This window comes from Streptomyces griseus (assembly GCF_900460065.1).
Lineage (GTDB): Bacteria > Actinomycetota > Actinomycetes > Streptomycetales > Streptomycetaceae > Streptomyces > Streptomyces griseus.
In genome coordinates this window covers 13,364-37,229 of record NZ_UAVD01000042.1, presented here as the reverse complement: position 1 = coordinate 37,229, position 23,866 = coordinate 13,364, and the positions used below count along the sequence as shown (strand labels likewise).

Genomic DNA, 23,866 nt, shown 5'->3' with positions numbered 1-23,866 from the left:
CCGCCCGGCGGATGCCCGGGCCCGTCCACCGGCAGGCCGCGGCCCGGATCGTCGCGGAGATCGCCGACCGGCTGGCCGACCCGGAGCGGGTGGCCCGCATCGCGGGCGCGCCGGACAACCTGATGCGCTACCCGGGCGACCCCCAACCGGTGTGGGACCCCCTGGGGCTCTCCGACGGGCACCCCGGAGTCGCCCTGCTCCACGCCGAGTTGGCCGCCGAGGACCCCGAAGCGCGCGAGCGGGCCCACGGCCATCTCTCCGCCGGGCTCGCCGCCGGCATCCGGCTGACCCCCCAGTCGCTGTTCGGCGGCATGGTGGCCCTCGCGTACGCCGGACACACGGCGGCCGTCGGCTCCGGCGGCTACACCACGATGCTCACCGGACTGGACCGGCACATCGTCGATCAGGCCCGCACCCGTGCCCGGGCCGACCTGGAGCGGGCCGCCGCCGGAGAGCCGGCCGGAGCGTGGAGCCGCTACGACGTCCTCGGCGGCACCGCCGGGATCGGCCGCTATCTGCTGGCCCGTCACCGGGCGGCGGACGGGCGGGCGGAGCGCGAGGCGGCGGGGGCGGCCCTGACCGAGGTGCTCGCCTCCCTCGTGGCCGTCGCCACCGCCGAGGACCTCACACGGCACGGTTCCCGGCTGCCCCCCTGGTGGATCACCGAAGGCCTTGACCACGGGCTCGCCGAACACGTCAACCTCGGCCTCGCCCACGGTGTCCCGGGCCCGCTCGCCCTGCTCTCCCTGGCCTGGCGGGCGGGGGTGCGGGTGGACCGCCAGGACGAGGCCATCGAGCGGATCATGGAGCTGCTGACCCGCCTGCGGACCACCGACGGGGCCGGCCCGCGCTGGCCGCACCTGATGACCCGCGAGCGCATCGAGAGCGGCGCGGCGCCCGAGCGCGGACGGGACTCCTGGTGCTACGGCGTTCTCGGCGCGGCCCGCGCCGTCCATCTCGCCGGCACCGCGCTGGACCGGCCGGAATGGCACGCCGACGCGCACGCGGCACTCCTGGGCGCCCTGACCGTGACCGACGACGGCCTGATCCGCGACTCCGCGCTCTGCCACGGCTGGGCCGGACACCTCCAGATCGTGCTGCGCACCGCCCACGAGACCGCCGACCCGGAGCTCCACGCCACCGCCGACGGGCTGGCGGCGCGGGTCCTGGCCGGGTTCGACCCCGAGGCCCCGTTCGGCTACCGCTACTCCCACGCGCTCGCGGCGCGCGAACTCGACCGCCCCGGCTTCCTGGAGGGGGCCGCGGGCATCGCCCTCGCCCTCCACACGTACGCCACCGGCAGGGTGCCGGCCACGCCCTGGGACGGCGCCCTGCTGCTGAACTGACCCCCCGCCCCGCGCGGGAGCGGGGGGACGACGGTGCGATAGTGGGGGCGCGTCGGCAAGGGGCCGGCCGGAGGGGGCGCCGTGTCCTACGAACTCGCCGATCGGCTCGTCATCGGGATCGCGTCCAGCGCGCTCTTCGACCTGACCGAGTCGGACGCCGTCTTCCGCGAACAGGGCGAGGAGAGCTACCGCGCCCACCAGGAGCGGCACGTCGGCGACCGGCTCCGCCCCGGGAGCGCCTTCCCCTTCATCCGGCGCCTGTTGTCGCTGAACGACCTGGGCGAGGTGGACGACCCCTTGGTCGAGGTCATCGTCCTGTCCCGGAACGACCCCGACACCGGTCTGCGGGTCATGCGCTCCATAGAGGGCCACGGCCTGCCCATCAGCAGGGCCGTCTTCATGCAGGGCCGTTCGCCCCACCGGTTCATGCCCGCCCTCAACATGTCCCTGTTCCTGTCGGGACACGAGACGGACGTCCGGGAGGCCGTCGCCGCCGGGCTGCCCGCCGGGCACGTCCTGGGAGCCCCCTACGAGGACGACGCCGACGACCACGACCTGCGGATCTCCTTCGACTTCGACGGGGTCCTGGCCACGGACGCGTCGGAGCAGGTGTTCCAGGAGGGCGGAATAGAGAAGTTCCGCGCCCACGAGGTCACCAACGCCGGGATTCCGCACGACCCCGGACCGCTGAGGGACTTCCTGGCGAACGTGAACCGGATCCAGCTGCGGGAGGAGCAGGAGCGCCGGAAGAACCCCGACTACCGGATCCGCCTGCACGTCTCCATCGTCACGGCGCGCAACGCACCGGCGCACGAGCGCGCCGTGCAGAGCCTCAAGGGGTGGGGGGTGACGGTCAACGACGCGTTCTTCCTCGGCGGCATCGACAAGGGCCGGATCATGAAGATCCTCAAGCCGCACATCTTCTTCGACGACCAGCAGGGCCACCTGGAGAGCACCTCGCGGACCACCCCGAGCGTCCACGTGCCCTTCGGGAAGATCAACGAGCCGGTGGGGCCCGCGGGCCCGGACGCCTGAAGCCGCGCGCGGCGGTTTTCACGAGATTTCCGGCGGGTGCCCCGCCCCCGCTGCGTACCGCCGTGCGGCGAGGTACGGTCACCCTCAGGGCTCGGACCAGCGGGAATTCGGTCAACGGCCTTGTACGGACAGTGAGTAGAGGAGAGACATGAGCGTCGACAACGACGATTTCCGCCGCCGGATCCGGTCCGACATCCCCCACTCCGCGCGCGTGTGGAACGCATGGCTGGGCGGCAAGGACCACTACCCGGTGGACCGGGACCTGGCCGACGTGGTGAGCGCGGCCTACCCGCAGATGGTCGACATCGCCCGTGCCTCACGCGCCTTCCAGATCCGGGCGATCCACCACCTCGCCTCGGCGGGGGTCCGCCAGTTCCTGGACGTCGGGACCGGGCTCCCCGTGGCGAACAGCACGCACGAGGTGGCGCAGAGCATCGCCCCCGAGTCGCGGATCGTCTACGTGGACAACGACCCGATCGTGCTGGCCCACGCCGAGGCGCTCCTGACCAGCGCCCCGCAGGGCCGCACGGCCTACGTGGACGCCGATCTCTCCGACGTGGACGCGGTGGTGGACGAGGCGGCCAAGACCCTCGACCTGTCCGAACCCGTCGCCGTTCTCCTGCTCTCGACCCTGGGGCACCTCGTTCCGGCCGAGGGCATCGAGGTCGTCCAGCGCTACCTGGCCCGGATGCCGTCGGGAAGCTACCTGGTGCTCTGCGACACGGTGACGACGCCTCAGACGCTGGCCGCCCAGGAGGCGTACGCGTCGGGCGACAACCCGCCCTACCTCGTGCGGAAGCCGGAGGAGATCACCGACTGCGCCAAGGGCCTGGAGCTGGTCGAGCCCGGGTTCGTCTCGATCGACCGCTGGCGGCCCGAGGAGGACGACGCGGTGCCGGTCGACCAGTGGGGCCTCGTCGCCCGCAAGCCGTAGCCTCCCCGCGGGCCGTGGCCGTCCCGCGAAGCCGTGACCGTACGGCGGAGCGGGCCGGGCGGCGGGTCAGCGGCCCCCGGCCGGGTGCAGGACCCACAGCCGGTGGTCCCAGCCGACGTCCTCGAAGCGGCGGATCCGCAGCCCGGCCCGCCCCACCAGCGCCTCCAGCTCCCCCTGCGCGCGCACGCCCGAGCCGAACAGGCAGGCCAGCCGCAGGTGCTGGAGCGCGGTGTCCTCGTCCGGGGCGGCCGGGCGGATCTGCTCGACCAGGATCAGCGTGCCGTCGGCGGGCAGGGCGGCGGCGGCCTCGGTGAGCGCCAGCACGGCGTCCTCGTCGGCCAGCCTTTCCAGAAGACGCGAGACCAGGACGGTGCTGCCCCCATGCGGCACCGGCCCGGTCTGCGGGATCGGTTCGACGCGCGGAGCGACGTCGGAGTCCAGGACCTGTTCCAGGACCCGGAGTTCGGAAGGCAGCGCGGCGATCCGGACACGGAGTGCGGGGTGCGCCTTGACCAGGGCGTTCACCAGCGTGCCGACACCGTGGCCGCCCGCCGTCAACGAGGTCACCGACGCCCAGTCGTACGCGCCGGACACCCCGGGAGCCACCCAGCGCGCCTCCTCCTCGACCGCCGCGCGTGCCGTGCCCGCCAGCCGCTCGTCCCCGGCCATCGCCAGGGCCACCGGCAGCCCGGCGGCCGTGCGGTAGCCGGGCCCGCCGGTACGCAGCGTGTCGTGCAGTCCGGCCAGCGAGAGGTCCATCGCCGCCTGCGCGCCGCCCAGGTGGTACTCGTCCGAGGAGTGGTCGTCCTCGACCAGCTCCTCGCCCACCGGGGTCAGCCGGTACCCGTCCCCCTCGGGCTCCAGCAGCCCGATCGCCGCCAGGTACGTCAGCAGCGCCCCGAGCAGCGAGGGGGCGGTCCCGGTCCGACGGGCCAGCTCGTCCGGGTCCGGCACACCGTCGCGCACCAGCTCGAACAGGCCGAGCGCGACGGCCGCGCGGATCGCGAACCCCGGTGCCAGGTCGGTCAGTTCGTGCAGCCGCTCGTGCGCCCCGTCGTCTTCCTGGTTCGTCCCCGTGACCGGGTCGGGCTCGGTGCGCCGCCAGTAGCCCGTGATGTCGGTCCACTCACGCGGCACCCCGCGCTCGACGCTCAGGTGCCGGCGGATCCCCTTCAGCGAGACCGCCTCGCCCGCCGCCCACACGTAGACCGTGCCCGGCAGCCACTCCATGGACCGCACGGCCCGCTCCAGCAGGTCCGTGGTGCCCGCGGAAGCCCCGTCGCGCGTCAGCCAGGTGACCGTCGCGTCCGCCTCGGTCGGCAGCTCCTGACGGTGGCTCTCCTCGCCGACCTCGATGAACACCCGGGCCCTGGTGCCCGCCGGCATCTCGGCCAGCCAGCGGCCGATCGCGGGCAGCGCCGTCTCGTCGCCGATCATCAGCAGCCAGTCCGCGCCCTCCGGGTGGCCGTGCGACATCTTCGGACCGGCTATCCAGGTGACCTCACCGGGCTTCACCGCCTGCGCCCACGACGAGGCGACACCGCCCTCGTGCCGGACGAAGTCGAAGTCGATCTCCCCGGCCTCCGGGTCGTACCGCACCGGTGTGTAGTCCTTGGCGATCGGCCGCGCGTCGGCGGGCCAGTCCAGACTGCTCACGTTCTGCCCCGGCAGCACCGGAGGTTCGTCGCCGTCGGCGAAGAAGAACTTCACATGGTCGTCGAACCCCTCCGAACGCAGCGCCGGAAGATCCAGGCCGTCCCGGTGGAAGGCGCGCAGCTGCTCCCCGCCGAGGGTGACCCGCCGCATGCCCGGAGTGACGTCCGTGACGCGCAGCACCGTCAGCTCCCTCAACACGATGGGGAAGGTGACGACGGGACGGGGGTTGCGGGTGGACATCGGCGCTGCTCCTTCGGATCCGGTGCGCCCAAGGCTAGGCCGGACCCGCGCGCCGCGATCCAACCAGTCGTCCAGCCGGTGCCACTGCGCGCCGCGTCGCGCGGCGGGCGGACCGGTCCGGGCCCGCCGCTTCGACGAGCTGCGCTCTGCCTTGGACCACGCCCCGCGTACCGCTCCTACGGTGACCGGGCCCGGATCCCTTCGCCGCCCGCCACCGAGGACAGCCGCCCCCGTGATCTCCTTCCGCCGGCCCGCCGACCCGTCGACCCGCCTCCTGCGCCGGACCCTCCGCCAGGTGCGGGGCCCCTTCCTGCGCTCGGTGGGCTGGGCCGCCGTGCGGCAGGGCGCCTTCCTGGCCATGCCCTGGCTGCTGGGCCGGGCCGTCGACACCGGGGTGCGGAGCGGCTCCCCGGTCGGCGCGCTGCCGTACGTCGCGGCGTTCCTGGCCGCTGCCTGCGTCGAGTACGCCGGGATGCGCGGCTGGCAACTGTGGGCCACGCTCGCCGACAACCAGGCCGGAGCCCGGCTGCGCACCCGGCTGCTGAGCGCGGTCCTCGCCGTCGACGGCGACACCCTCCGGGACCGCACCGGCACCTCGGGTGACCTCACCACCCGCGCCACCCGTGACGTGGACACCGTCCTCGTCTGGATCCGCGGGCTGACCACCTGGGTGGTCATCGGCCTCACCGCACTCGTCCTCGTCCCCGCCATCGGCGGACTCGACCCTGTGCTCCTGCTGGTCGCCGCCGCCACCGTGCCCGTGCTCCTCCTGCTGAACCGGGTGTTCCCGCCCCTGTTCGGACGGCGCGCCGAACTGCTCGCCGACGCGCACGGAGCCCGGTCGGCCGCCGCCGCCGAACTGCTCAGCGCCCTGCTGCCGCTGCGGGGCGTGGGCGGCGACCAGCTGCTGGTCGAGCGGCACCACCGGCACAGCGCCGCGGTGAAGCACGCCACCCTGCGGCTCGCGGCCGTCGGATCGCTGTGGGAGGCCGCCGCCTTCACCGTGCCGCTGCTGGCGGTCACCGCCGGGCTGCTGGCCGGCGGACTCGCCGTGGCCGACGGGCGGATCACGGTCGGAGCGCTGACCACGTTCGTCCTCTGGATGGGCACGGTGTCCGTCGCGGTGAACGCGCTGACCGCCCGGCTCGGAGATCTCGCCGAAGCCCGCGTGGCGGCCGGACGGATCGCCGGTGTGCTGGAGCTGCCCGCGCCGGCCCGCCCGCACGTCGAGGTGCGACACGGGGGAGCCCTGCGCGTGGCCGGGCTGACCGTACGGAGACCGGGCCGGGCCGCCATCGGGCCGCTGGACGTCGAGGCCGGGCCGGGGGAGTGGCTGGCGCTCACCGGGCCCACCGGCAGCGGCAAGAGCACCCTGCTGCGCGCCATCGCCCAGCTCGTGCCCGCGTCCGGCTCCGCCGCCCTCGCCGGCGTACCGCTGGACTCCCTCGACCCGGAACAGCTCTACCGCCTCGTCGGCTTCGTCCCCCAAGGGCCGGTGCTCCTGCACGGAACCGTCGCGGAGAACCTTCTTCTCCCCGGCCCCCGCCCGGCCCCCGAGCTGGCGGCCGCCGCCCGCACGGCCGGACTCGACCCGGCCCTGTCCGCCCTCGCCGACGGCCTGGACACCCAGGTGGGGGAGGGCGGCGGCGCGCTCTCCGGTGGACAGCGCCAACGGGTCGCGCTGGCCCGCGCGTTGCTGCGCGACTGCCCGGTCCTCCTGCTCGACGACGTGACCTCCGCGCTCGACGACGCCACCGAGGCCGAGGTCCTGGACCGGCTGCGCCGTGCCACCGCCGACCGGATCGTCATCCTCGCCGGCCACTCGGCCGCCGTTCTCGCCCGCGCCGACCGCGAGATCGCCCTGCCCGCACCGGGCGGGGGCCCTTCGGCCACCGCGCCCGGCCGCACCCCTTCCGAACAGGACTCGCCCCATGGCTGAACCCGCCCTGCTCGCCGACCTCCCCGACCAGCGTGCCGTCTTCCGGCGCGCCGCCCCGTTCCTGGCCGGGCACCGGGCCGCCCTCGCCGCCACCGTGCTCCTCAACCTGGCCGGAGCCGCCGCCGCCGTCGGCGTCACCGCGTCGATCGGGCGCGTGATCGACGCGGCGGGCGGCGGCGACCGGCCCGCTCTGGTCCGCCGGGTCCTGCTCCTCCTCCTGCTCGTCGCCGGCAGCGGACTCCTCGCCTGGCTCGCCCGCTACTGGCTGGTGAGGACCGGCGAACACCTGCTCGCCTCCCTCCGCGAACACGCCACCGCCGCCGTGGGCGCGGCCCCGCTGCGGTTCCTGGAGGCCCACCGAGGCGGTGAGCTGCTGCGCCGGCTGACGGGCGAGATCGACGGGCTCGCGTCCTTCGCCGCCGGCACCCTGCCGGACCTCGTCACCGCCGCCACGGTCCTGCTGCTCACCGTGGTGATGCTCGCCCTGTACTCCTGGCCGCTGACGGCGCTCCTGCTGGTCGCCTTCCTCCCGCCCGCGCTGCTGACCGTACGCGCGTTCCACCACCGGGCCGGTCCCGTCTACGCCGAAGTGGCGTCGGCCGAGGCCGCGGTGGCCGCCCGCTTCGCCGAATCGCTGCCCGCGCAGGAGCAGTTGAGGACCAGCGGTTCGGTGTCGAGCTGGCTGGAGCGCTTCACCCGCGACAACGCCCGGCTGCGGGACGCGCAGAGCGTCGAAGTCCGGACCGAACTGCGTCTGAACAGGCTGACGTTGATCCAGGCCGGCTGTGTGGCGGGGCTGCTGGTGACGAGCGCCGCCATGGTCGGTCGAGGGATGCTGAGCGTCGGCGTGGCGGTGGTCTTCGTCCTCGCGAGCCGGGATGTCCTCCACCGCTTCGAGGACCTCGCGGGAGCGATCGGCGACGCCCGGGAGGCCCAGGTGCGCCTCGCCCGGCTGCTCGACCTCATCCGAACGGCCGCACGGAACGCCCCGGCCCCGTCCGTCCCGACGGCCTCGGCCCTGCCCGCACGCGGCGTACTCCGGCTCCAGGACGTGCGCTTCGGCCACCGTGACGCCGCACCCGTGGTCGACGGGCTGACCCTGACCGTGCGCGCCGGCGAACGGCTCGTCGTCGTGGGGGAGAGCGGATCGGGGAAGTCGACCCTGGGCAAGCTCCTGGCGGGCCTGTACGCCCCCGACGCGGGCACCGTCCGCTTCGCGGGTCAGGACCTGGCCTCGGTCGCCCCCGACGTGCTGCGGTCCGGGATCGTCCTCGTACCGCAGGAGGTGCGGCTCGTCGGCGGCACGCTGGGCGAGAACCTGGCGATGACCGCCGGCCGTCCCGTCCGGGCCGAGGTCGAGCGGACCCTCGCCCTGCTCGGCCTGACGGACTGGGTGGACTCCCTGCCGCACGGACTGGACACCGAGGTGGGCGCCGGTACCCTCTCCGCGGGCGAGCGCCAGCTCGTCGCCGTGGCGCGGGCGGCGCTGACCGATCCGGCGGTGCTGATCCTCGACGAGGCGAAGGCGGGGATCGACCGGGTGACGGCGGGCCGGATCGAGGAGGCGCTCTCCGCGGCGGCCGGAGACCGGACGCTCATCGTCATCGCCCACCGGGCGGACACCGTCGCGCGCGGACGCCGCCTCCTGACGATGCCCGAAGGCCGCCTCACCGACATCGTGCGGGAGGCGGCCTTCGGACCCGGGGACCCGGTCACTTCCCGGCGACGGCCTTCGCCAGGATCGGCGTCAGGTTCTCTACGACCCAGGGGGCGCTGAGCGCGTCCGGGTAGGCGATCGCGGAGGCGAGGGTGTTGTCCGAGGGCACCACGGCGAAGTGCTTCTCCTTCACCACGTCGAGCGACTGGAACAGCTTGTTGCTCTCCAGCTCCGAGGCCGACAGCAGACCCTCGTCGCCGAACGGGTAGGTCATCAGCAGGACGTCGGACTCCAGGTCGTCCAGATTCTCCAGGCTGACGCCGTTCTTCTCGGCGGAGTAGTCCTTCGCGCGGGGGTGCTTGCGCAGCCCCAGCGCCTCGAAGACACCCGGGTCCTGGTCGGCGTAGGACATGTACGTGATCTGCTCGGGATGGACGACGGAGTACGTGTACGTCCTGCCCTCGAACTCCGGATGCGCGGCCGCCGCGTCCGTGACCGCCTTCTCGTTGGCGGCGATCACCGCGTCGGCCTTCTCCGTCAGGCCGAGCGCCTTCGCGGCCGTCTTCAGCCGCTCCTGCCAGGTCAGGGTGTCGGACTGCTTCTTGTCGGCGAAGGTGACGACCGGGGCGATCGGGCTCAGCTTCGCGTGATCGGTGTCCATGTCCCAGGTGTTCATGCCCAGGATCACGTCCGGCTCCTCGGCGGCGATGGCCTCGTAGTCGGTGCCGTCCGTGTCGTCGTACGTCGTGAGCTTCTTCCCGCCGAGCCTGTCGATCGCCCGCTGCTTGTACTCGGCGACCTCGTCGCCGTCCTCGACGTCCGGGGTGATCACCGGCACCAGCCCGAGGGCCAGCGCGATGGCGGTGTCCCCGTCCGAGACGGTGGCCACTCTGACCGGCTTCTCCGCCACCTCCGTGCGGCCCCAGGCGGTCGTCAGCGAGACCGGGAAGGAGCCGTCACCGGCGGGGGCGCCGCCGTCGGAGGACTCCGGGCCGGACCCCTCCCCGCAGGCGGTGAGGAGGCCCAGGCAGGTGGCGGACGCGAGCAGCGCGGCGACGAGCGGACGGCGGCGTACGGATGAGGACATGGATCACTTCTCCTGCGTGAGGGTGCGACGTCCCAGGGGGAAGATCTGGGGCTTCGCGGTACGGGGATGGGGCACGACGACGCAGTTCAGACCGAACACGTCGGCGACGGTTTCCTCGGTGAGCACCTGCTCGGGTGCGCCCTGGTGCACGATCCGGCCGGCGCGCATGGCGACGATCGACGAGGCGTACAGGGCGGCCTGGTTGAGGTCGTGGGAGACCAGCACGATCGTCTTGCCGGTCTGTTCGTTGAGATCGCCCAGCAGGTCCATGACCTCGAATTGGTGGGCGATGTCGAGATAGGTGGTCGGCTCGTCCAGCAGGAGCACCGGGGTGTCCTGGGCGAGCGCGAGCGCGATCCAGACGCGTTGGCGCTGCCCGCCGGAGAGCTCGTCCACCGGGCGGTCGATCAGCTCGGCCGTTCCGGTCGCCAGCAGCGCGTCGGTGATCAGCGCGTCGTCCGCCGCGGTGCGCCGCTGTCCGAACCTGCGGTGCGGATGGCGGCCCCGCCAGACCAGGTCGCCGACCGTGATGGACTCCGGTGCGATCGGGGACTGCGGCAGGATGCCGAGCTTCCGGGCCACCTCGCGGGTCGGCAGGGCGTGGATGTCGGAGCCCTCCAGCAGCACCGACCCCGACGCGACGGGCAGCAGCCGGGCCAGCGACTTCAGCAGCGTGGACTTGCCGCAGGCGTTGGGGCCGACCAGCGCGGTGATCCGGCCCCTCGGGACGGCCACGGAGAGGCCGTCGATGACGGAGTCCTTGCCGTATCCGGCGGTGATGGAACGGGCTTCGATGGGGTGGGTCACGACGTGGCTCCCGGTCTGCGCCGAAGGATCAGCCAGACGAAGTAGGGCGCGCCGAGCAGCGCGGTGAGGACCCCGGTCGGCACCGGGCTGATCAGAGGGGCGTTCTGGGCGAGGACGTCCGCGCCGAGCACCAGGGCCGCCCCGACGAACGGCGCGACGCCGAACGCCCGGTCCGCACCGACCAGGCGGGCCGCGATCGGCCCGCTGATCAGCGAGACGAACCCGATCGGCCCGACCACGCTCGTCGCGAGCGCCGCCGCTCCCGCGCCGAGCGCGAGGACGGCGACCCGGGCGGCCGGGACGGACGTGCCGAGCCCGGTCGCCAGGCCGTCGCCGAGCGACATGCTGCTCAGGGGCCGGCCGAGCCGGGCGGCGCACAGGACGCAGAGGAGCAGACCGACGGCGAGCGTGGTCACCCCGGTCCAGTCGACGCCGTTGACACTGCCGATCAGCCAGCGCATCGCGACCGCGATGCTGTGCTGGTCGGCCACGCTGAACAGGTAGTTGGTGTAGGCCGTGCACACACCGCTGAGGCCGATGCCCACCAGCACCAGCCGGTAGGTGTTCAGCCCGCCGCGCAGGCTCAGCGCGTACACCGCGGCCAGCAGCACGAGCGACCCGGTCACGGCGGCGAGCGGCGCGCCGAGGGGAAGCGCCGGGGCCAACAGCAGCACGGTGGTGGCCCCGGCCCCGGCGCCCGCCGAGATCCCGACGATGTCGGGCGTCGCCAGCGGGTTGCGGACGAGCCGCTGGTACAGCGCCCCGGCGAGTCCGAACAGCGCGCCGGAGAGCAGCGCGGCCAGGGCGCGCGGCACCCGGATCCGGAAGATCATGTAGTCGGCCAGTCCGGTACGCATGCCGAAAGCGGCGGGCAGGACGTCGGCGGGCTCCACCCGCCCGACCCCGCCCAGCAGCACCGAGGCGACGAGCAGCGCGACGAGGGCGGCGACGAGCACCGAGACGGTGAGCACCGTACGCCGCGACCGGGCCCGCCGGTCGGCGCGCAGCCGGGCCAGGGTCGCGTCGCGCAACGTCGGATCGACGGAGGTGACACGTGTGATCAGTTCCATCACACACGCACCAGATTCCGGCGGCGGGCCAGCCAGACGAAGAACGGAGTACCGACGACCGCCGTCATCACACCCACCTGGATCTCGCCGTGGTCCAGCACCAGACGGCCCGCGATGTCCGCGCCGATCAACAGGATCGCGCCGCACGCCATGGACAGCGGAAGCGACCAGCGGTGGTCGGCCCCCGTCAGCATCCGGGCGCAGTGCGCCGCCACGAGCCCGACGAACGCCACCGGCCCGACGGCCGCGGTCGCGGCGGCGCAGAGCAGCACCGCGACCGCCGCGCCGAGCAGTTGGGAGCGCTCGACGCGGATCCCGAGCCCGCGAGCGGCCTCCTCGCCCATGCTCAGCACATTGAGCGTCCGCCCGAACGGCAGCGCCAGCAGCAGTCCCGCGATCGCGAACGGCAGGATCTCGTCCAGCACCTTCGCCCTGCCGGTGAGCTGCCCCATCGACCAGAACCGCAAGTGCGCGTAGACCGCCTCGTCCCGCACCACCAGCAGAGTGATCAGCGAGGACATGACGGCGGCCAGCGCCACCCCGGCCAGCACCAGGCCGAGCGTGGAACTGCCCACGTTGGTCCGGGTCCCGATGAGGTACACGAGCGTCGCGGTGAACGCCGCCCCGGCCAGCGCCAGCCAGAAGTAGCCGGTCACCCCGGTGACGCCCAGGAAGAGGATGCCGAGCACGACGAACATCGCCGCGCCCTGCTCGATGCCGAGGACGCCGGGGTCGGCCAGCGGATTCATGGTGAGCGCCTGCATCATCAGCCCGGACGCCCCCAGCGCGGCCCCGACGGTGAGGCCGAGGAGGGTGCGCGGGATGCGCTCGGTCCACAGGACATGGCTGTCGTATCCGGTGCCGTGGGGGTGCAGCAGGATGCGTACGACCTCGGGCGGCGAGATGTCACGGGCGCCGAGCGCGACGCTCGCGACGACCGCACAGGCCACAACGGTGCAGGCGATCAGCACCAGCGCCGTACCGCGCGAGGATCGGGTCCTCGCCGGTGGCGGTGGTGACGTCGCCGGCGGGGACGTGTCGAACATGGGGTTCTCGGGCTCCTCACCTGGACAAGCGGCAGGTTAGGTTACCCTTATCCAGCTTGGGGGCGGTCCAATGCCGGAGCCGTTCCGCTCACAATCAGGGGTCAACGAACCGGCCCCGTGCTGCTTGGAGGACGGTGTGGCGGAAGCTGCCCTGCGGACCGTTGCCGCGACCGGACGGGAGCCCGGGACCGACCCCGGGGCCCCGGGGCCCGAGGCGCTGGTCGACGACGACTTCATCGCGGCCGGCGGGCACCCGACCCATGTGCACGTCTTCCACCAGTTCCTCTACGTGCCGCTGGGCCGGATCGTGGTCACCGCGCTCGGCCGCGACCACGAGCTGTCCCCGTCGGTCGCGCTGTGGATCCCGGCCGGGGTGCCGCACAGCGCCCGCTTCGACCCGGACTCGCTGGTCGTGGCCGAGACCTTCGAGCCCGACCGGCACCGGCTGCCGTACACCGAGATCACCAGCGTCAACGTCTCCGACGCCCAGCGGCAGCTGCTGCTCAGCCGGATGCGGAGCTCGGAGGTGACCGAGGAGGACCCGGCCGTCTTCGCCGTGCTGTGTTCCGGCCACCGCGACGTTCTGCCGCTGCCCCGGCCCACCGGGCGGGCCGCGGCGACGGTGGCCGGTGAGCTGATGCGCAACCCCGGCGATCCCCGTACGGCCTCGGAGTGGGCCGAGGGCCTCTACACCAGCTCGACCAGTCTGCGCCGGGCGTTCCGCGCGGAGACCGGTCTCGCCTTCTCCGAGTGGCGGACCCGCCTGCGCCTCAACCACTCCCTGCACCTGCTCGCCGCCGGTCACATGGTGAGCACGGTCGCCGCCCGGGTGGGGTTCGTCTCCACCAACGGCTACATCCTGGCGTTCCGGCGCTACTTCGGCGAGACGCCGGGCGCCTATGTGAAGCGCTCGGCGTCCCGCACCGCTGCCTGATCCGCCCCTGCTCCAGGACCTAGCGGCGGATCGTCACCGGTGCGATCTCCGCGTTGTTGTGCCGGCTGGCCCAGTTCTCCAGGGCGACTCGGCAGGCGTGGTCGAGGTGGCGCAGCCCGGTCAGGTCCAGCTCCATGGGCTGGTCCTGCGGGAGCCTCTCCAACTGCTCCAGGATGCGGGGCAGTCGCAGGAAGGTGGCGTTCCCGGTGAGGGTCACCACGACCCGGCCGCCCGTCAGCTCATGGGTGGTGAGCTGGACGTGCGAGGTCTCCCAGGCCGACTTGACCACGGCCAGCAGCAGGCCGAGCACGACCCCCTCGAACAGGGACGTCACGACGATGGCGATCGCGGTGACCGCCAGTAGCACGGCCTCGCCGCGGTGTTCGCGCCACAGCGGGCCGAACTCCTTGGCGGGGACGAGCTTGCACCCGGCATGGACGAGGATCCCGGCCAGCGCGGCCAGCGGGATGATCCCGACGACGGCGGGCAGCAGCGCGGCCAGGAGCAGCAGCCACAGCCCGTGGGCGATCCGGGAGAGCGCGGTGGTCGCCCCGGCCTGGACATTGGTGGTGCTGCGGACGATGACCGCGGCCATCGGGAGCGCGCCGAGCGCCCCGCAGAGGGTGTTGCCGACGCCCTGGGCCACCAGCTCCTTGTCGTAGTCGGTGCGGGGGCCGTCCTGCATCCGGTCGACGACCGCCGCGCTGAACAGGCTCTCGGCCGAGGAGATCAGGGCGATGGCCAGGACGGTGCCGATGACCGCCACATCGGCGAGCCGGGCGAACTCCGCCCCGCCGGGCGGGGTGATGGCCTGGAGCAGCCCGTTCACATCGGCCACCGCCGGCCGCAGCCCGGCCAGGGAGGCGACGGAGGTGGCGAGGACGACCGCGACGAGGGGCGCCGGTACGAGGCGTACGGCGGCCGGGAGCTTCGGCCACACCAGCAGTACGGCGACCGTTCCGGCACCCAGGCCGAAGGCGGTCATGGCCTCGCGGTTCGTGACGATCTCGACGGCGAGCCCCGGAAGTCCGGCCAGTGTGGCGAGGTTGCTGCCCGGCTGTTCGGCGTCGGCCATCGCGTACATCTGGCCGAGCACGATGATCAGACCGATGCCGCCGAGCATGCCCTGCACCACGGAGACGGAGATGGCGCGGAACCAGCGGCCGAAGCGCGCCAGGCCCAGCACCACCTGGAGCAGTCCGGCGGCCAGCACGATCGGGCCGAGCGTGCCGAGGCCGAATTCCGTGATCGCCTCGTAGACGAGCACGGTGAGTCCGGCGGTCGGACCGCTGACCTGGAGTCTGCTGCCCGGCAGGAAGCCGACGACCAGCCCGCCGACGATGCCGGTGACCAGCCCCAGTTCGGCCGGCGCCCCGGAGGCGACGGCGACGCCGACGCACATCGGCAGGGCGACCAGGAAGACGACGAGTGACGCCAGCAGGTCGCGTCGTACGACGTGGGGGTTCTTGAGTTCCTTCGCGGAAATCACGGTGGGTTTCCCTTGTGGGTACGGTCGCGCCCGGCTCCCGGGCCGGGCGCGCGAACGTGGGGGGAGGGAAACCCGTCAAAGGCGGGCGAACTCGGTCCCGCGCTCCGGCCGGTGAACGCTGACGGAGCCGGTGTGCACTTCGTAGTACCAGGCGTGCAGACCGAGGGTGCCCTCGGCGAGCCGCTCGCGCACCGCGGGGTACCCCCGCAGGGTGTCGAGCTGGGCGAGGGCATGGGCCTGGATCGCCAGGGGGAGGTCGTCGGGGTCCGCCGCGGGATCCCTGCCGTCCGTGCAGTGCTCCAGCCAGTGGCGGACGGCGGGCATGGCGGAGAGGTCGTCGCCGCGGAACACGGCGCCCACGGCGCCGCAGTGGGAGTGCCCGCACACGATGATGTCGCGCACCTGGAGCGCGCGCAGGGCGTACTCGACGGTGGCGGCCTCTCCCGCGGGCCGGTCCTGTGCCGGGTAGGGCGGCACGATGTTTCCCGCGGTGCGGAGTTCGAAAAGCTGACCGGGGCGGGCGCCGGTGATCAGCGAGGGGACGACACGCGAATCCGAGCACGTGACGAAGAGTGCTTCGGGGGTCTGGCCGTCCGCGAGTTGTTCGAATTGCTTTGCGTTCGCGGCGACGTGCTCGGTGAATGTCCGGGCGTGTTCTACGAGGGACTGCATGGTGGCCTGCCTCCTGCATCCGGCGGTACCGGGGAGCGGTGTGGTCGGGTCATATTGACGAATGCGCTATTTACTGCCGAATGGATGTTCGGAATTCCGAGGGTGCCCCACCTTGCGTTTCGCCGGATGGCGGTCGCCGTGAAGCCCACTCCGATCGCTCCTCGCGGATACGACTTCAGCTGAGCATATCGACCAGAACTTTGCTATCGCATTACCTTCTTGTGAAGGAACGCAAATGCGCCACCCATGTCATTCATTCGGCTTGTTCTTTGTGATAGCCAATGGGTGGGGAGTGTCGCCCGGGAAGGCTGCGCCGTCAGGGGCGGCGGCCGTGCAGAAAGAAATGCGGCTCGGGTGCGCCGGCCGGGTGATCGGGGGTGAACAGCGCGCTGTGTTCCCACTCCACGGCGATCCCCGCCCGCGCGATCAGGGCGGTGAACTCCTCGGCGCCGAAGCTGGAGACCCGGACGGGCTGCCCCATGAACACCGCGTCGACGCCCGCGGCGTCCACCGGCACCGTCGCGGCGACCAGCAGCCCGCCGGGCCGCAGTGACCGCACGAGCCGTTCCAGCAGCGCGCGCTGGTCCGCCCGCTCCAGCTGCAACAGCGAGAAGTACACGCAGACCGCGTCGAACTCGCCTTCGGCCAGGGGGAGATCGCGGACGTCCGCACACCGGAACTCCGCCTCCGGCACCTGCCGGGCCGCGAGCGCGGTCATCACCGGCGACACGTCGACGCCCAGCACCCGGTGCCCCGCGTCCGCCAGGGTCCGCGCCGTGGGCCGGCCCGTCCCGCTGCCCACGTCCAGCACCCGGCTCCCCGGGGGCAGCTCCGCCAGCAGCCGCTCCAGCGACGCGCGGTGGGCCGTCGAAGCGGCGAAGGCCCGCTCGTACTCGGCTCCCAGCGCGTCGAACACCGCGGCCGCCGGATGCCTGCGGCCGACGCCCGCGGACGCGATCTTCTGGTCGTCGCGGGGCTCCCCGCCGTCACCGAGTCCCTGGCGCTCACCCATCGAGGCGATCCTTCCGTGCTCCGCGGCCGGCCGGTGTCCGCGTCCCCGACCGCTGTGAGCGTCCCCCCGCGGGCGCCTGAGTATGCCGGTGCCGCACCCCTGAGTACCTTCCCCGATGTCGCGTCCTCAGGGCCCGCTGTTCGATGGGCGCATGACCTCCGAAGCGCCGCGCCGCCCCCGCATCCAGCACGTCACCACCGCCGGCTCCGCCCTGGCCGTCACGCTGCTGCCGCTCGTGGTCGGCGCGCTGCTGGCCAAGACCATGGCGGCGGACCCGATGACGTCGGTGAACGCGCTCGTCACCAGCGGCGGTCACCGGCCGAGGGTGTCGCCCAGGGAGTGGCGCCGGTGCGGCGGCCACGCGCTGCGGCGGCTGCGGACCGCCGACCGGGCCGCTCTGCGCCCCGCCGTGCGGGCGACCCTGCGCCCCGCCGTCCGGGTCGGGCCGGGCACGCGGGGCCCGGCCTGACCACGACGGCGGAAGCCGCGGCTGCCCGCGTCCACGCCGTCCGGCCGGTGAGTCGGGCCGGACGGCGTGGACGCGGGCGCGGGGCTCGGGCGCCGGTTCAGCGGACCGGCTGGACCGGCCTCTTCTCCTCCGGCGACGGCCGCTCGAACTGGGTGCGGTACAGCTCCGCGTACCTCCCGCCGGCCGCCAGCAGCTCGGTGTGCGTGCCGTTCTCGACGATCCGGCCCGCCTCCACCACCAGGATCCGGTCGGCCGCCCGTACGGTCGAGAGCCGATGGGCGATCACCAGGGCGGTCCGGCCGGCCAGCGCTTCGGCCAGCGCCTCCTGGACGGCGGCCTCCGAGGTGGAGTCGAGGTGCGCGGTCGCCTCGTCGAGGATCACCACCCGCTGGCGGGCCAGCAGCAGCCGGGCGATGGTGAGGCGCTGGCGCTCCCCGCCGGAGAGCCGGTAGCCGCGCTCGCCGACCACCGTGTCGAGCCCGTCGGGCAGTGAGGCGATCAGACCGTCGAGCCGGGAGCGGCGCAGGGCGTCCCAGATGTCGTTCTCGGCGGCGTCGGGCCGGGCGATCAGCAGGTTGGCCCGCACCGACTCGTGGAAGAGGTGCCCGTCCTGGGTGACCATGCCGAGCGTGTCCCGGATCGAGTCCGCGCTCAGATCGCGTACGTCGACACCGTTCAGCCGCACCGAACCGGCGTCCGCGTCGTACAGCCGGGGCAGCAACTGCGCGATCGTCGACTTGCCCGCCCCGGAGGAGCCCACCAGGGCGATCATCTGGCCGGGTTCGGCGCGGAAGGAGACGTCGTGCAGGACCGTGGCGCCGCCCCGGTCGTCGAGCGTGGCGACCTCCTCCAGCGAGGCGAGGGAGACCTTCTCGGCCGTGGGGTAGCCGAAGGACACCTGGTCGAACTCCACGGAGACCGGGCCCTCCGGCACCCGGCGGGCGTCCGGCTTCTGTTCGATCAGCGGCTTCAGGTCGAGGATCTCGAAGACCCGCTCGAAGCTGACGAGCGCGCTCATCACCTCGACCCGGGCCCCGGCCAGCGCGGTGAGCGGCGCGTACAGCCGGGTCAGCAGCAGCGCCAGCGCCACGACGGCACCCGGGTCCAGGCTGCCGCGCAGGGCGTAGTAGCCGCCGAGCCCGTACACCAGGGCCAGCGCCAGCGCGGAGACCAGGGTGAGGGCGGTGATGAACGCCGACTGCGCCATCGCCGTACGGACACCGATGGCGCGCACCCGGTCGGCGCGGGCGGCGAACTCGGCGGACTCGTCCGAGGGGCGGCCGAACAGCTTGACCAGGGTCGCGCCGGGGGCGGAGAACCGCTCGGTCATCTGGGTGCCCATCGCGGCGTTGTGGTCGGCGGCCTCCCGCTGGAGCCCCGCCATCCGGGCCCCCATCCGGCGGGCCGGCACGACGAACACCGGGAGCAGCACCAGCGACAGCAGCGTGATCTGCCAGGAGATCGTGAGCATCACGGCGAGCGTCAGCAGCAGGGTGACGACGTTGGAGACGACTCCGGAGAGCGTGTTGCTGAAGGCCCGCTGCGCGCCGATCACGTCGTTGTTGAGGCGGCTGACCAGGGCGCCGGTCCGGGTCCGGGTGAAGAAGGCCACCGGCATCTTCTGCACATGGTCGAAGACGGCGGTGCGCAGGTCCAGGATCAGCCCCTCGCCCAGCGTGGACGAGAGCCAGCGGGTGAGCAGGCCGAGACCGGCCTCGGCGACGGCGATGACCGCGATGAGCAGGGCGAGCCGGGTGACGGTCCCGGTGTCCGCGCCGTCCACGATCGCGTCGACGACCTTCCCGGCCAGCAGCGGGGTGGCCACCGCGAGCAGCGCCGTCAGGACGCTCAGCAGCAGGAAGCGGTTGATCCGCCGCCGGTGCGGTCCCGCGAAGGCCATGATCCGGCGCAACGCCGTCCGGGAGAAGGGCCGGCGGTCCTGCTGGGCGTTCATCGCGCTGTGCAGCGAATGCCACGCGGTGACTTCCATGTCCATGGGGCGCTCCGAGGTCTGACGGCCCCCGGATCCCCCGACGGCCTGCGGATCCCGGTGGCCGTGCGGCCCCGGGGTCACAGGGAACGCTAGAACCTGAAGTTCGCTTGAGGTCAAGGCCGGTGGGCGGGCCGGGAGCGGGGGTGCGAGCCTGGCGGGGACGGCCTCGACCGGCGGATGAGGGAGAAGCGGCGTGCGTATCGATCTGACGGGCAGGAACGCGGTGGTGACCGGCTCCTCGCAGGGCATCGGCCTCGCCATCGCCACCGGACTGGCCGGTGCGGGTGCCGGGGTCGTCCTCACCGGGCGGACCCGGGGGCGACTGGACGAGGCGGCGCGGTCCGTTCGCGCCGCGGTGCCGGACGCCTCCGTGGCCTGCGTGGCCTGCGACCTGACCACCGAGGAGGGCGCCGAGCTGCTGTACGCGGCCGTGCCCGCGGCCGACGTCCTCGTCAACAACCTCGGCATCTTCGGGTCCCGGCCGCCGCTGGAGATCACCGACGCGGAGTGGAGGACCTACTTCGACACGAACGTGCTCAGCGCCGTGCGCCTCGTCCGCCACTACCTCCCCGGGATGACCGGGCGGGGCTGGGGCCGGGTGCTGAACATCGCCAGCGACTCCGCGATCGTGATCCCCGCCGAGATGATCCATTACGGCATGTCGAAGACCGCGCTGCTCGCCGTCTCCCGGGGCTTCGCCAAGGAAGCGGCGGGCACGGGGGTGACGGTGAACTCCGTGATCGCCGGACCCACGCACACCGGCGGCGTGGAGGACTTCGTGTACGAGCTGGTCGACAGGGAGCTGCCCTGGGACGAGGCGCAGCGGGAGTTCATGCGGCTGCACCGGCCGCAGTCGCTGCTCCAGCGGCTCATCGAGCCCGAGGAGATCGCCAACCTGGTGGTCTACCTCAGCTCCGCGCAGGCCTCGGCGACGACCGGGGCCGCCGTGCGGGTCGACGGCGGTTACGTGGACTCGATCCTGCCCTGAGCGGGCGACCCGGCACCCGGCGGACGGTCGGAGCGGTCATGCCGGGCTGGCATGATCGAGGGATGAACGAGAGCATCATCGCCGCGTGTGACGGGGCGTCCAAGGGGAATCCCGGGCCGGCCGCCTGGGCGTGGGTCGTCGCCGACGCGCTGGGCGAACCCGTGCGCTGGGAGGCCGGTCCGCTGGGCACCGCGACCAACAACGTCGCGGAGCTGACGGCCCTGGCGCAGCTGCTGGAGTCCATCGATCCGGCGGTACGCGTCGAGGTGCGGATGGACTCGCAGTACGCCATGAACGCCGTCACCAAGTGGCTGCCGGGCTGGAAGCGCAACGGCTGGAAGACCTCCGCCGGCAAGCCCGTCGCCAACCGCGAGCTGGTCACCCGGATCGACGCCCTGCTCGCCGACCGCCCGGTGACGTTCCGCTACGTTCCCGCCCACCAGGTGAACGGCGACCCGCTCAACGCGATCGCCGACCAGGCGGCCGACGAGGTGGCGGTCACCCAGCTTCCGGCCGGTACGGCGCACGGGGCGACGGCTCTGCCGGTGCCCTCGCCCGCGCGGGCCACGAAGGGGCGTGCGGAGACGGCCGGGGCGGCGGGCGGCGGCTCGCGCGGCGCGAAGGGGCGGAGTGCCGGGGGCGCGTCCCGGAGCGGACGGTCCGGCGGCACGATCAAGGCGCGCTTCGCGGGCCGGTGCCACTGCGGCAAGCCGTACGCGGCCCAGGAGCCGATCGCCAAGAACCCGAACGGCTGGGGTCACCCGGAGTGCCGTACGGCTCCCGCCTGATCGGACGGGAGGAAGTCTCAGAGGTCGGCCCACACGAGCCGGCCCGCCAGCGCGGCGCGGGTGCCCCAGCGGGCGGCCAGCGCGTCGACGAGCAGAAGGCCCCTGCCGTCCTCGCTGAGGCGGTCGAGCGCGCCGTCGGCGTCGAGATCGCCGGCCGTCGGCGCCTCGCCGACGGGAAGGCCCGCCGTGTCGCCGGGTGAGGCCGGCGCCGGGATGCGGGCCCGGCCGCGATTCCACACGCAGATGCGCACGCCGTCGGCGGAACGCAGGAGCCGGCAGCGGATCCGCCGGGTGCTGGTGTGCTGCACGGCGTTGGTGACCAGCTCGGTCACTATCAGTGCCGCGGCCTCGATCCGTTCGGCCGGTTCGCCCCAGGCCCGCATGGCCTCCTGGACCCGGTGCCGGGCCTCCGGGACGCCGCCGGGCAATCGGGGAACCCACCAGCTGTGTGCACCTCGGCCACCTCCGGCACCTCCGTCATCGGGAGCACGCTCCGCGCAACTGACTATTTCCGACATGTATGCACTCTCGACGCAAAACGCATACTTTGCAAGCGACAGAGTGTGTAGTGCTCCGCCCCGGGGCTCGACGACGGAGGTTCTGCGCATGCGAGCCCGTTCAGGTCCCACCGTGGAGCACCGCGTTCTCGCGGTCCGCCTCCGTATGCTGCGGGAACGCGCGGGAATCAGCCTCCGGGCCGCGGCCGAGGCGCTGGACGCCCACCCTGCCACCGTCCGGCGCATCGAACGCGCCGAGACCGGACTCGACCCCAGGCAGGTCGGCGAACTGCTGCGCTGCTACGGCGTTCCGCCCACCGTGTCCGAGCCCATCATGGCCAAACTCGCGGCCGCGAACCTGCCCGGCTGGTGGCACCGGTGGCGGGACGCGATGGACGGCTGGCAGCAGGACGTCATCGGGGTCGAGACCTCGGCGAGCCTCGTACGGACCTGGCACCCGGCGCTGGTGCCCGAACTGCTGCGCACCCCCGCGTACGCGGCCGCGCTCTACCGCACGCAGTACCCCGAGGACACCCCCGCGCGCCGGGAGCGCCGCGTCGAGCTGCTGCGGGAGCGCCGCCGCCGCATGGGCGAGCGCGGGGCCGCCCTGTGGGCCCTGTTCCCGGCAGCGGCCCTCCGTACGCGGGTCGGCGACCGGGCCACCATGGACGGGCAGCGGGCCGCGCTGGCCGAGGCCATGAAGGAGCAGCACGTCACCGTCCAGGTGGTGCCCCTGGACCACCCTCCGCACCCCCTGACCGGCGTACCGCCCCTGCACATCCTGCGGGTGCCCGCTCCCGAGATCGGGGACCAGGCGGTGCTGGAGACCCCGGGTGTCCGGGTCGACATCGTGGACGATCCCGAGGCCGTGATGGCCCACCGCATCCGGCTGGACGCGGCGTGCGCCGCCGCACCCGGCCCCGGGACCCCGCTGCCGGAGTGACCCCCACCCCGGGGCGCCGCCCGGGATGCGGCGGGCGCCGACGCCGTACAGCGTGGGGGAGTGGTGCGGCTGAGCAGGGCCAAGTGGATCCCGTTGGGGGTCATCGTGCTGGGCGTCGTGCTGGACCTGGTGACCCCGACGGACGTCACCTCGGCGCCCCTGCTGATGGCCGCCCCGGTCGCCGCCGCGCCCCTGCTGAGCCTGCGCGGGATCATCGCCACCGGGGCGCTCGCCATGGCCGTCCACGCGGTCCTCGCCTGGCACGACGGCACCTTCGGCTGGCAGCGCGGCGTCGCGAACCAGCTCACCCTCCTGGCCGTAACCGTGCTGGCCGTCTTCATCAACCGTGCCCTGGAGGGACGGGACGCCCGGACCCGACGCGCGCGCCATATCGCCGCGGTGGTCCAGAGCGCCGTCCTGCCCAGGCCTCCCTCGCGCCTCGGGGAGCTCAGGATCGCCGCCCGGTACGTGCCGGCCGAGGACGAGGCCATGATCGGCGGCGACCTCTACGTCGTCCAGGACACTCCGCACGGGGTGCGCGTGATGGTCGGGGACGTCCGGGGCAAGGGGCTGGGCGCGGTCAGCGCGGTCTGCGCGGATCTGGGGGCCTTCCGGTACGCGGCGGACGAGGCGGAGGACCTGCCCGGCCTCGTGGCCGCGCTGGAGCGGGCCCTCCTGCACGAGGGCGGCCGACGCGGCGGCCAGGAGCAGGACGAGGGGTTCACCACCGCGCTGATCGCCGAGTTCGCCGACGACCTCGACGTCGTACGCGTGGTCAACCGGGGGCATCCGCCACCGCTGCTGCTGGACGCCGAGGGCAGGGCCACCGTCCTCGAACCCTCCGAGGAGGCGCCCCCGCTCGGCATGAGCGCCCTGGGGACCTGGCCGTGTCCGGTCGACACCTTCAGGTTCCCGCCCGGCGCCACCCTCGTCCTCTACACGGACGGGGTCACCGAGGCCCGCGACGAGTCCGGGGTGTTCTACGACGCGTCCGTCCGGCTGCCCCTCCTCGTCCACCACCGCGCACTGATCGGAGACCCGGCCACCCCGGCGCAGATCCTCCACCTGCTGATCGAGGACGTGGGGCACCACACCGGCGGCCGGATCCAGGACGATCAGGCGCTCCTCGCGCTGCACCGCCCGCGGGTCCGCCCGCACAGGTGACGGCCGCCGTCGGTCGCGGCGGGCCACATGACCCGCCCGATACGGGTTTGAGGCGCCGGTCAACGGTCACCCGCACGGAAGACACGTACGGCAACCGACG

At 73.4% G+C, this 23,866-nt stretch carries 21 protein-coding genes; 11 read left to right on the top strand and 10 right to left on the bottom strand.

The window, feature by feature from the left end; translation table 11 throughout:
* Positions 1-11: 11 nt before the first annotated feature.
* From DTB53_RS30165 to DTB53_RS30155, 3 genes are all read left to right on the top strand, one after another.
* Entirely contained in the window at positions 12-1,346 is a 1,335-nt protein-coding gene (locus DTB53_RS30165) for a lanthionine synthetase C family protein (protein WP_012382041.1), read from the top strand.
* A gap of 81 nt (positions 1,347-1,427) precedes the next feature.
* The gene (locus tag DTB53_RS30160; RefSeq protein WP_012382042.1) at positions 1,428-2,381 is read left to right on the top strand and encodes a 5'-nucleotidase; all 954 of its coding nucleotides are present in this window, start codon (positions 1,428-1,430) and stop codon (positions 2,379-2,381) included.
* Between the two features lie 148 nt (positions 2,382-2,529).
* On the top strand, positions 2,530-3,315 hold the full coding sequence (locus DTB53_RS30155; RefSeq protein ID WP_003970893.1) for an SAM-dependent methyltransferase: 786 nt from the start codon (positions 2,530-2,532) through the stop codon (positions 3,313-3,315).
* Positions 3,316-3,381: 66 nt separating this feature from the next.
* Here DTB53_RS30155 and DTB53_RS30150 read toward each other — a convergent pair whose 3' ends face one another.
* A complete protein-coding gene (locus tag DTB53_RS30150; RefSeq protein WP_012382043.1) occupies positions 3,382-5,211 on the bottom strand; it encodes an SIP domain-containing protein in 1,830 nt (609 codons plus the stop codon).
* A gap of 232 nt (positions 5,212-5,443) precedes the next feature.
* Here DTB53_RS30150 and DTB53_RS30145 point away from each other — a divergent pair, with 232 nt between their 5' ends.
* On the top strand, positions 5,444-7,150 hold the full coding sequence (locus tag DTB53_RS30145; RefSeq protein WP_042497733.1) for an ABC transporter ATP-binding protein: 1,707 nt from the start codon (positions 5,444-5,446) through the stop codon (positions 7,148-7,150).
* The gene (locus DTB53_RS30140) at positions 7,143-8,927 is read left to right on the top strand and encodes an ABC transporter ATP-binding protein (RefSeq protein ID WP_012382045.1); all 1,785 of its coding nucleotides are present in this window, start codon (positions 7,143-7,145) and stop codon (positions 8,925-8,927) included. Before DTB53_RS30145 ends, DTB53_RS30140 begins: the two co-directional genes overlap by 8 nt.
* On the opposite strand, the gene DTB53_RS30135 is transcribed toward DTB53_RS30140, so the two are convergent.
* The 4 genes from DTB53_RS30135 to DTB53_RS30120 are packed head-to-tail and all read right to left on the bottom strand — an operon-like array spanning position 8,863 to position 12,817.
* Positions 8,863-9,894, bottom strand: coding sequence for an ABC transporter substrate-binding protein (locus DTB53_RS30135; RefSeq protein WP_012382046.1), 1,032 nt, complete (start codon positions 9,892-9,894; stop codon positions 8,863-8,865). The two genes, DTB53_RS30140 and DTB53_RS30135, sit on opposite strands and share 65 nt — an antisense overlap.
* 3 nt (positions 9,895-9,897) lie before the next feature.
* Entirely contained in the window at positions 9,898-10,701 is an 804-nt protein-coding gene (locus tag DTB53_RS30130; RefSeq protein WP_012382047.1) for an ABC transporter ATP-binding protein, read from the bottom strand.
* A complete protein-coding gene (locus DTB53_RS30125; protein ID WP_003970899.1) occupies positions 10,698-11,771 on the bottom strand; it encodes a FecCD family ABC transporter permease in 1,074 nt (357 codons plus the stop codon). The genes DTB53_RS30130 and DTB53_RS30125 overlap by 4 nt, the downstream gene beginning before the upstream one ends.
* Positions 11,771-12,817: a FecCD family ABC transporter permease gene (locus tag DTB53_RS30120; RefSeq protein ID WP_012382049.1), complete on the bottom strand. Its 1,047-nt coding sequence runs from the start codon at positions 12,815-12,817 to the stop codon at positions 11,771-11,773. Before DTB53_RS30120 ends, DTB53_RS30125 begins: the two co-directional genes overlap by 1 nt.
* Positions 12,818-12,953: 136 nt before the next feature.
* Here DTB53_RS30120 and DTB53_RS30115 point away from each other — a divergent pair, with 136 nt between their 5' ends.
* Positions 12,954-13,751: a helix-turn-helix transcriptional regulator gene (locus DTB53_RS30115; RefSeq protein ID WP_012382050.1), complete on the top strand. Its 798-nt coding sequence runs from the start codon at positions 12,954-12,956 to the stop codon at positions 13,749-13,751.
* A gap of 19 nt (positions 13,752-13,770) precedes the next feature.
* On the opposite strand, the gene DTB53_RS30110 is transcribed toward DTB53_RS30115, so the two are convergent.
* From DTB53_RS30110 to DTB53_RS30100, 3 genes are all read right to left on the bottom strand, one after another.
* Positions 13,771-15,240: a SulP family inorganic anion transporter gene (locus tag DTB53_RS30110; protein WP_003970902.1), complete on the bottom strand. Its 1,470-nt coding sequence runs from the start codon at positions 15,238-15,240 to the stop codon at positions 13,771-13,773.
* Between the two features lie 75 nt (positions 15,241-15,315).
* A complete protein-coding gene (locus DTB53_RS30105; RefSeq protein ID WP_012382051.1) occupies positions 15,316-15,912 on the bottom strand; it encodes a carbonic anhydrase in 597 nt (198 codons plus the stop codon).
* A 316-nt stretch (positions 15,913-16,228) separates the two neighbouring features.
* Positions 16,229-16,924 carry a class I SAM-dependent methyltransferase gene (locus tag DTB53_RS30100; RefSeq protein WP_012382052.1) on the bottom strand — a complete coding sequence of 232 codons (696 nt, stop codon included), beginning with the start codon at positions 16,922-16,924 and terminating at the stop codon, positions 16,229-16,231.
* Positions 16,925-17,075: 151 nt separating this feature from the next.
* Here DTB53_RS30100 and DTB53_RS30095 point away from each other — a divergent pair, with 151 nt between their 5' ends.
* On the top strand, positions 17,076-17,393 hold the full coding sequence (locus DTB53_RS30095) for a hypothetical protein (RefSeq protein ID WP_042497738.1): 318 nt from the start codon (positions 17,076-17,078) through the stop codon (positions 17,391-17,393).
* Positions 17,394-17,490: 97 nt separating this feature from the next.
* Here the strand turns inward: DTB53_RS30095 and DTB53_RS30090 are convergent, their stop codons facing one another.
* The gene (locus DTB53_RS30090; protein ID WP_012382054.1) at positions 17,491-19,389 is read right to left on the bottom strand and encodes an ABC transporter ATP-binding protein; all 1,899 of its coding nucleotides are present in this window, start codon (positions 19,387-19,389) and stop codon (positions 17,491-17,493) included.
* Positions 19,390-19,579: 190 nt separating this feature from the next.
* Between DTB53_RS30090 and DTB53_RS30085 the strand changes: the two genes are divergently transcribed.
* Both DTB53_RS30085 and DTB53_RS30080 read left to right on the top strand, forming a co-directional pair.
* Positions 19,580-20,374 carry an SDR family NAD(P)-dependent oxidoreductase gene (locus DTB53_RS30085; RefSeq protein WP_003970907.1) on the top strand — a complete coding sequence of 265 codons (795 nt, stop codon included), beginning with the start codon at positions 19,580-19,582 and terminating at the stop codon, positions 20,372-20,374.
* A 62-nt stretch (positions 20,375-20,436) separates the two neighbouring features.
* On the top strand, positions 20,437-21,162 hold the full coding sequence (locus DTB53_RS30080; RefSeq protein WP_012382055.1) for a ribonuclease H family protein: 726 nt from the start codon (positions 20,437-20,439) through the stop codon (positions 21,160-21,162).
* 17 nt (positions 21,163-21,179) lie between these two features.
* Here DTB53_RS30080 and DTB53_RS30075 read toward each other — a convergent pair whose 3' ends face one another.
* The gene (locus DTB53_RS30075) at positions 21,180-21,590 is read right to left on the bottom strand and encodes an ATP-binding protein (RefSeq protein ID WP_075025191.1); all 411 of its coding nucleotides are present in this window, start codon (positions 21,588-21,590) and stop codon (positions 21,180-21,182) included.
* Positions 21,591-21,768: 178 nt separating this feature from the next.
* On the opposite strand from DTB53_RS30075, the gene DTB53_RS30070 reads away from it, so the two are divergent.
* The gene (locus DTB53_RS30070) at positions 21,769-22,602 is read left to right on the top strand and encodes a Scr1 family TA system antitoxin-like transcriptional regulator (RefSeq protein ID WP_012382057.1); all 834 of its coding nucleotides are present in this window, start codon (positions 21,769-21,771) and stop codon (positions 22,600-22,602) included.
* A 60-nt stretch (positions 22,603-22,662) separates the two neighbouring features.
* Positions 22,663-23,766: a PP2C family protein-serine/threonine phosphatase gene (locus DTB53_RS30065; RefSeq protein WP_012382058.1), complete on the top strand. Its 1,104-nt coding sequence runs from the start codon at positions 22,663-22,665 to the stop codon at positions 23,764-23,766.
* The last annotated feature ends 100 nt before the right edge of the window (positions 23,767-23,866 follow it).

Coding starts and splice junctions, on each gene's coding strand:
- DTB53_RS30165 (WP_012382041.1), top strand. CDS start 12: ATGCCCGGGCCCGTCCACCGGCAGGCCGCGGCCCGGATCGTCGCGGAG.
- DTB53_RS30155 (WP_003970893.1), top strand. CDS start 2,530: ATGAGCGTCGACAACGACGATTTCCGCCGCCGGATCCGGTCCGACATC.
- DTB53_RS30150 (WP_012382043.1), bottom strand. CDS start 5,211: ATGTCCACCCGCAACCCCCGTCCCGTCGTCACCTTCCCCATCGTGTTG.
- DTB53_RS30140 (WP_012382045.1), top strand. CDS start 7,143: ATGGCTGAACCCGCCCTGCTCGCCGACCTCCCCGACCAGCGTGCCGTC.
- DTB53_RS30135 (WP_012382046.1), bottom strand. CDS start 9,894: ATGTCCTCATCCGTACGCCGCCGTCCGCTCGTCGCCGCGCTGCTCGCG.
- DTB53_RS30125 (WP_003970899.1), bottom strand. CDS start 11,771: ATGGAACTGATCACACGTGTCACCTCCGTCGATCCGACGTTGCGCGAC.
- DTB53_RS30120 (WP_012382049.1), bottom strand. CDS start 12,817: ATGTTCGACACGTCCCCGCCGGCGACGTCACCACCGCCACCGGCGAGG.
- DTB53_RS30105 (WP_012382051.1), bottom strand. CDS start 15,912: ATGCAGTCCCTCGTAGAACACGCCCGGACATTCACCGAGCACGTCGCC.
- DTB53_RS30100 (WP_012382052.1), bottom strand. CDS start 16,924: ATGGGTGAGCGCCAGGGACTCGGTGACGGCGGGGAGCCCCGCGACGAC.
- DTB53_RS30095 (WP_042497738.1), top strand. CDS start 17,076: ATGACCTCCGAAGCGCCGCGCCGCCCCCGCATCCAGCACGTCACCACC.
- DTB53_RS30090 (WP_012382054.1), bottom strand. CDS start 19,389: ATGGACATGGAAGTCACCGCGTGGCATTCGCTGCACAGCGCGATGAAC.
- DTB53_RS30080 (WP_012382055.1), top strand. CDS start 20,437: ATGAACGAGAGCATCATCGCCGCGTGTGACGGGGCGTCCAAGGGGAAT.
- DTB53_RS30070 (WP_012382057.1), top strand. CDS start 21,769: ATGCGAGCCCGTTCAGGTCCCACCGTGGAGCACCGCGTTCTCGCGGTC.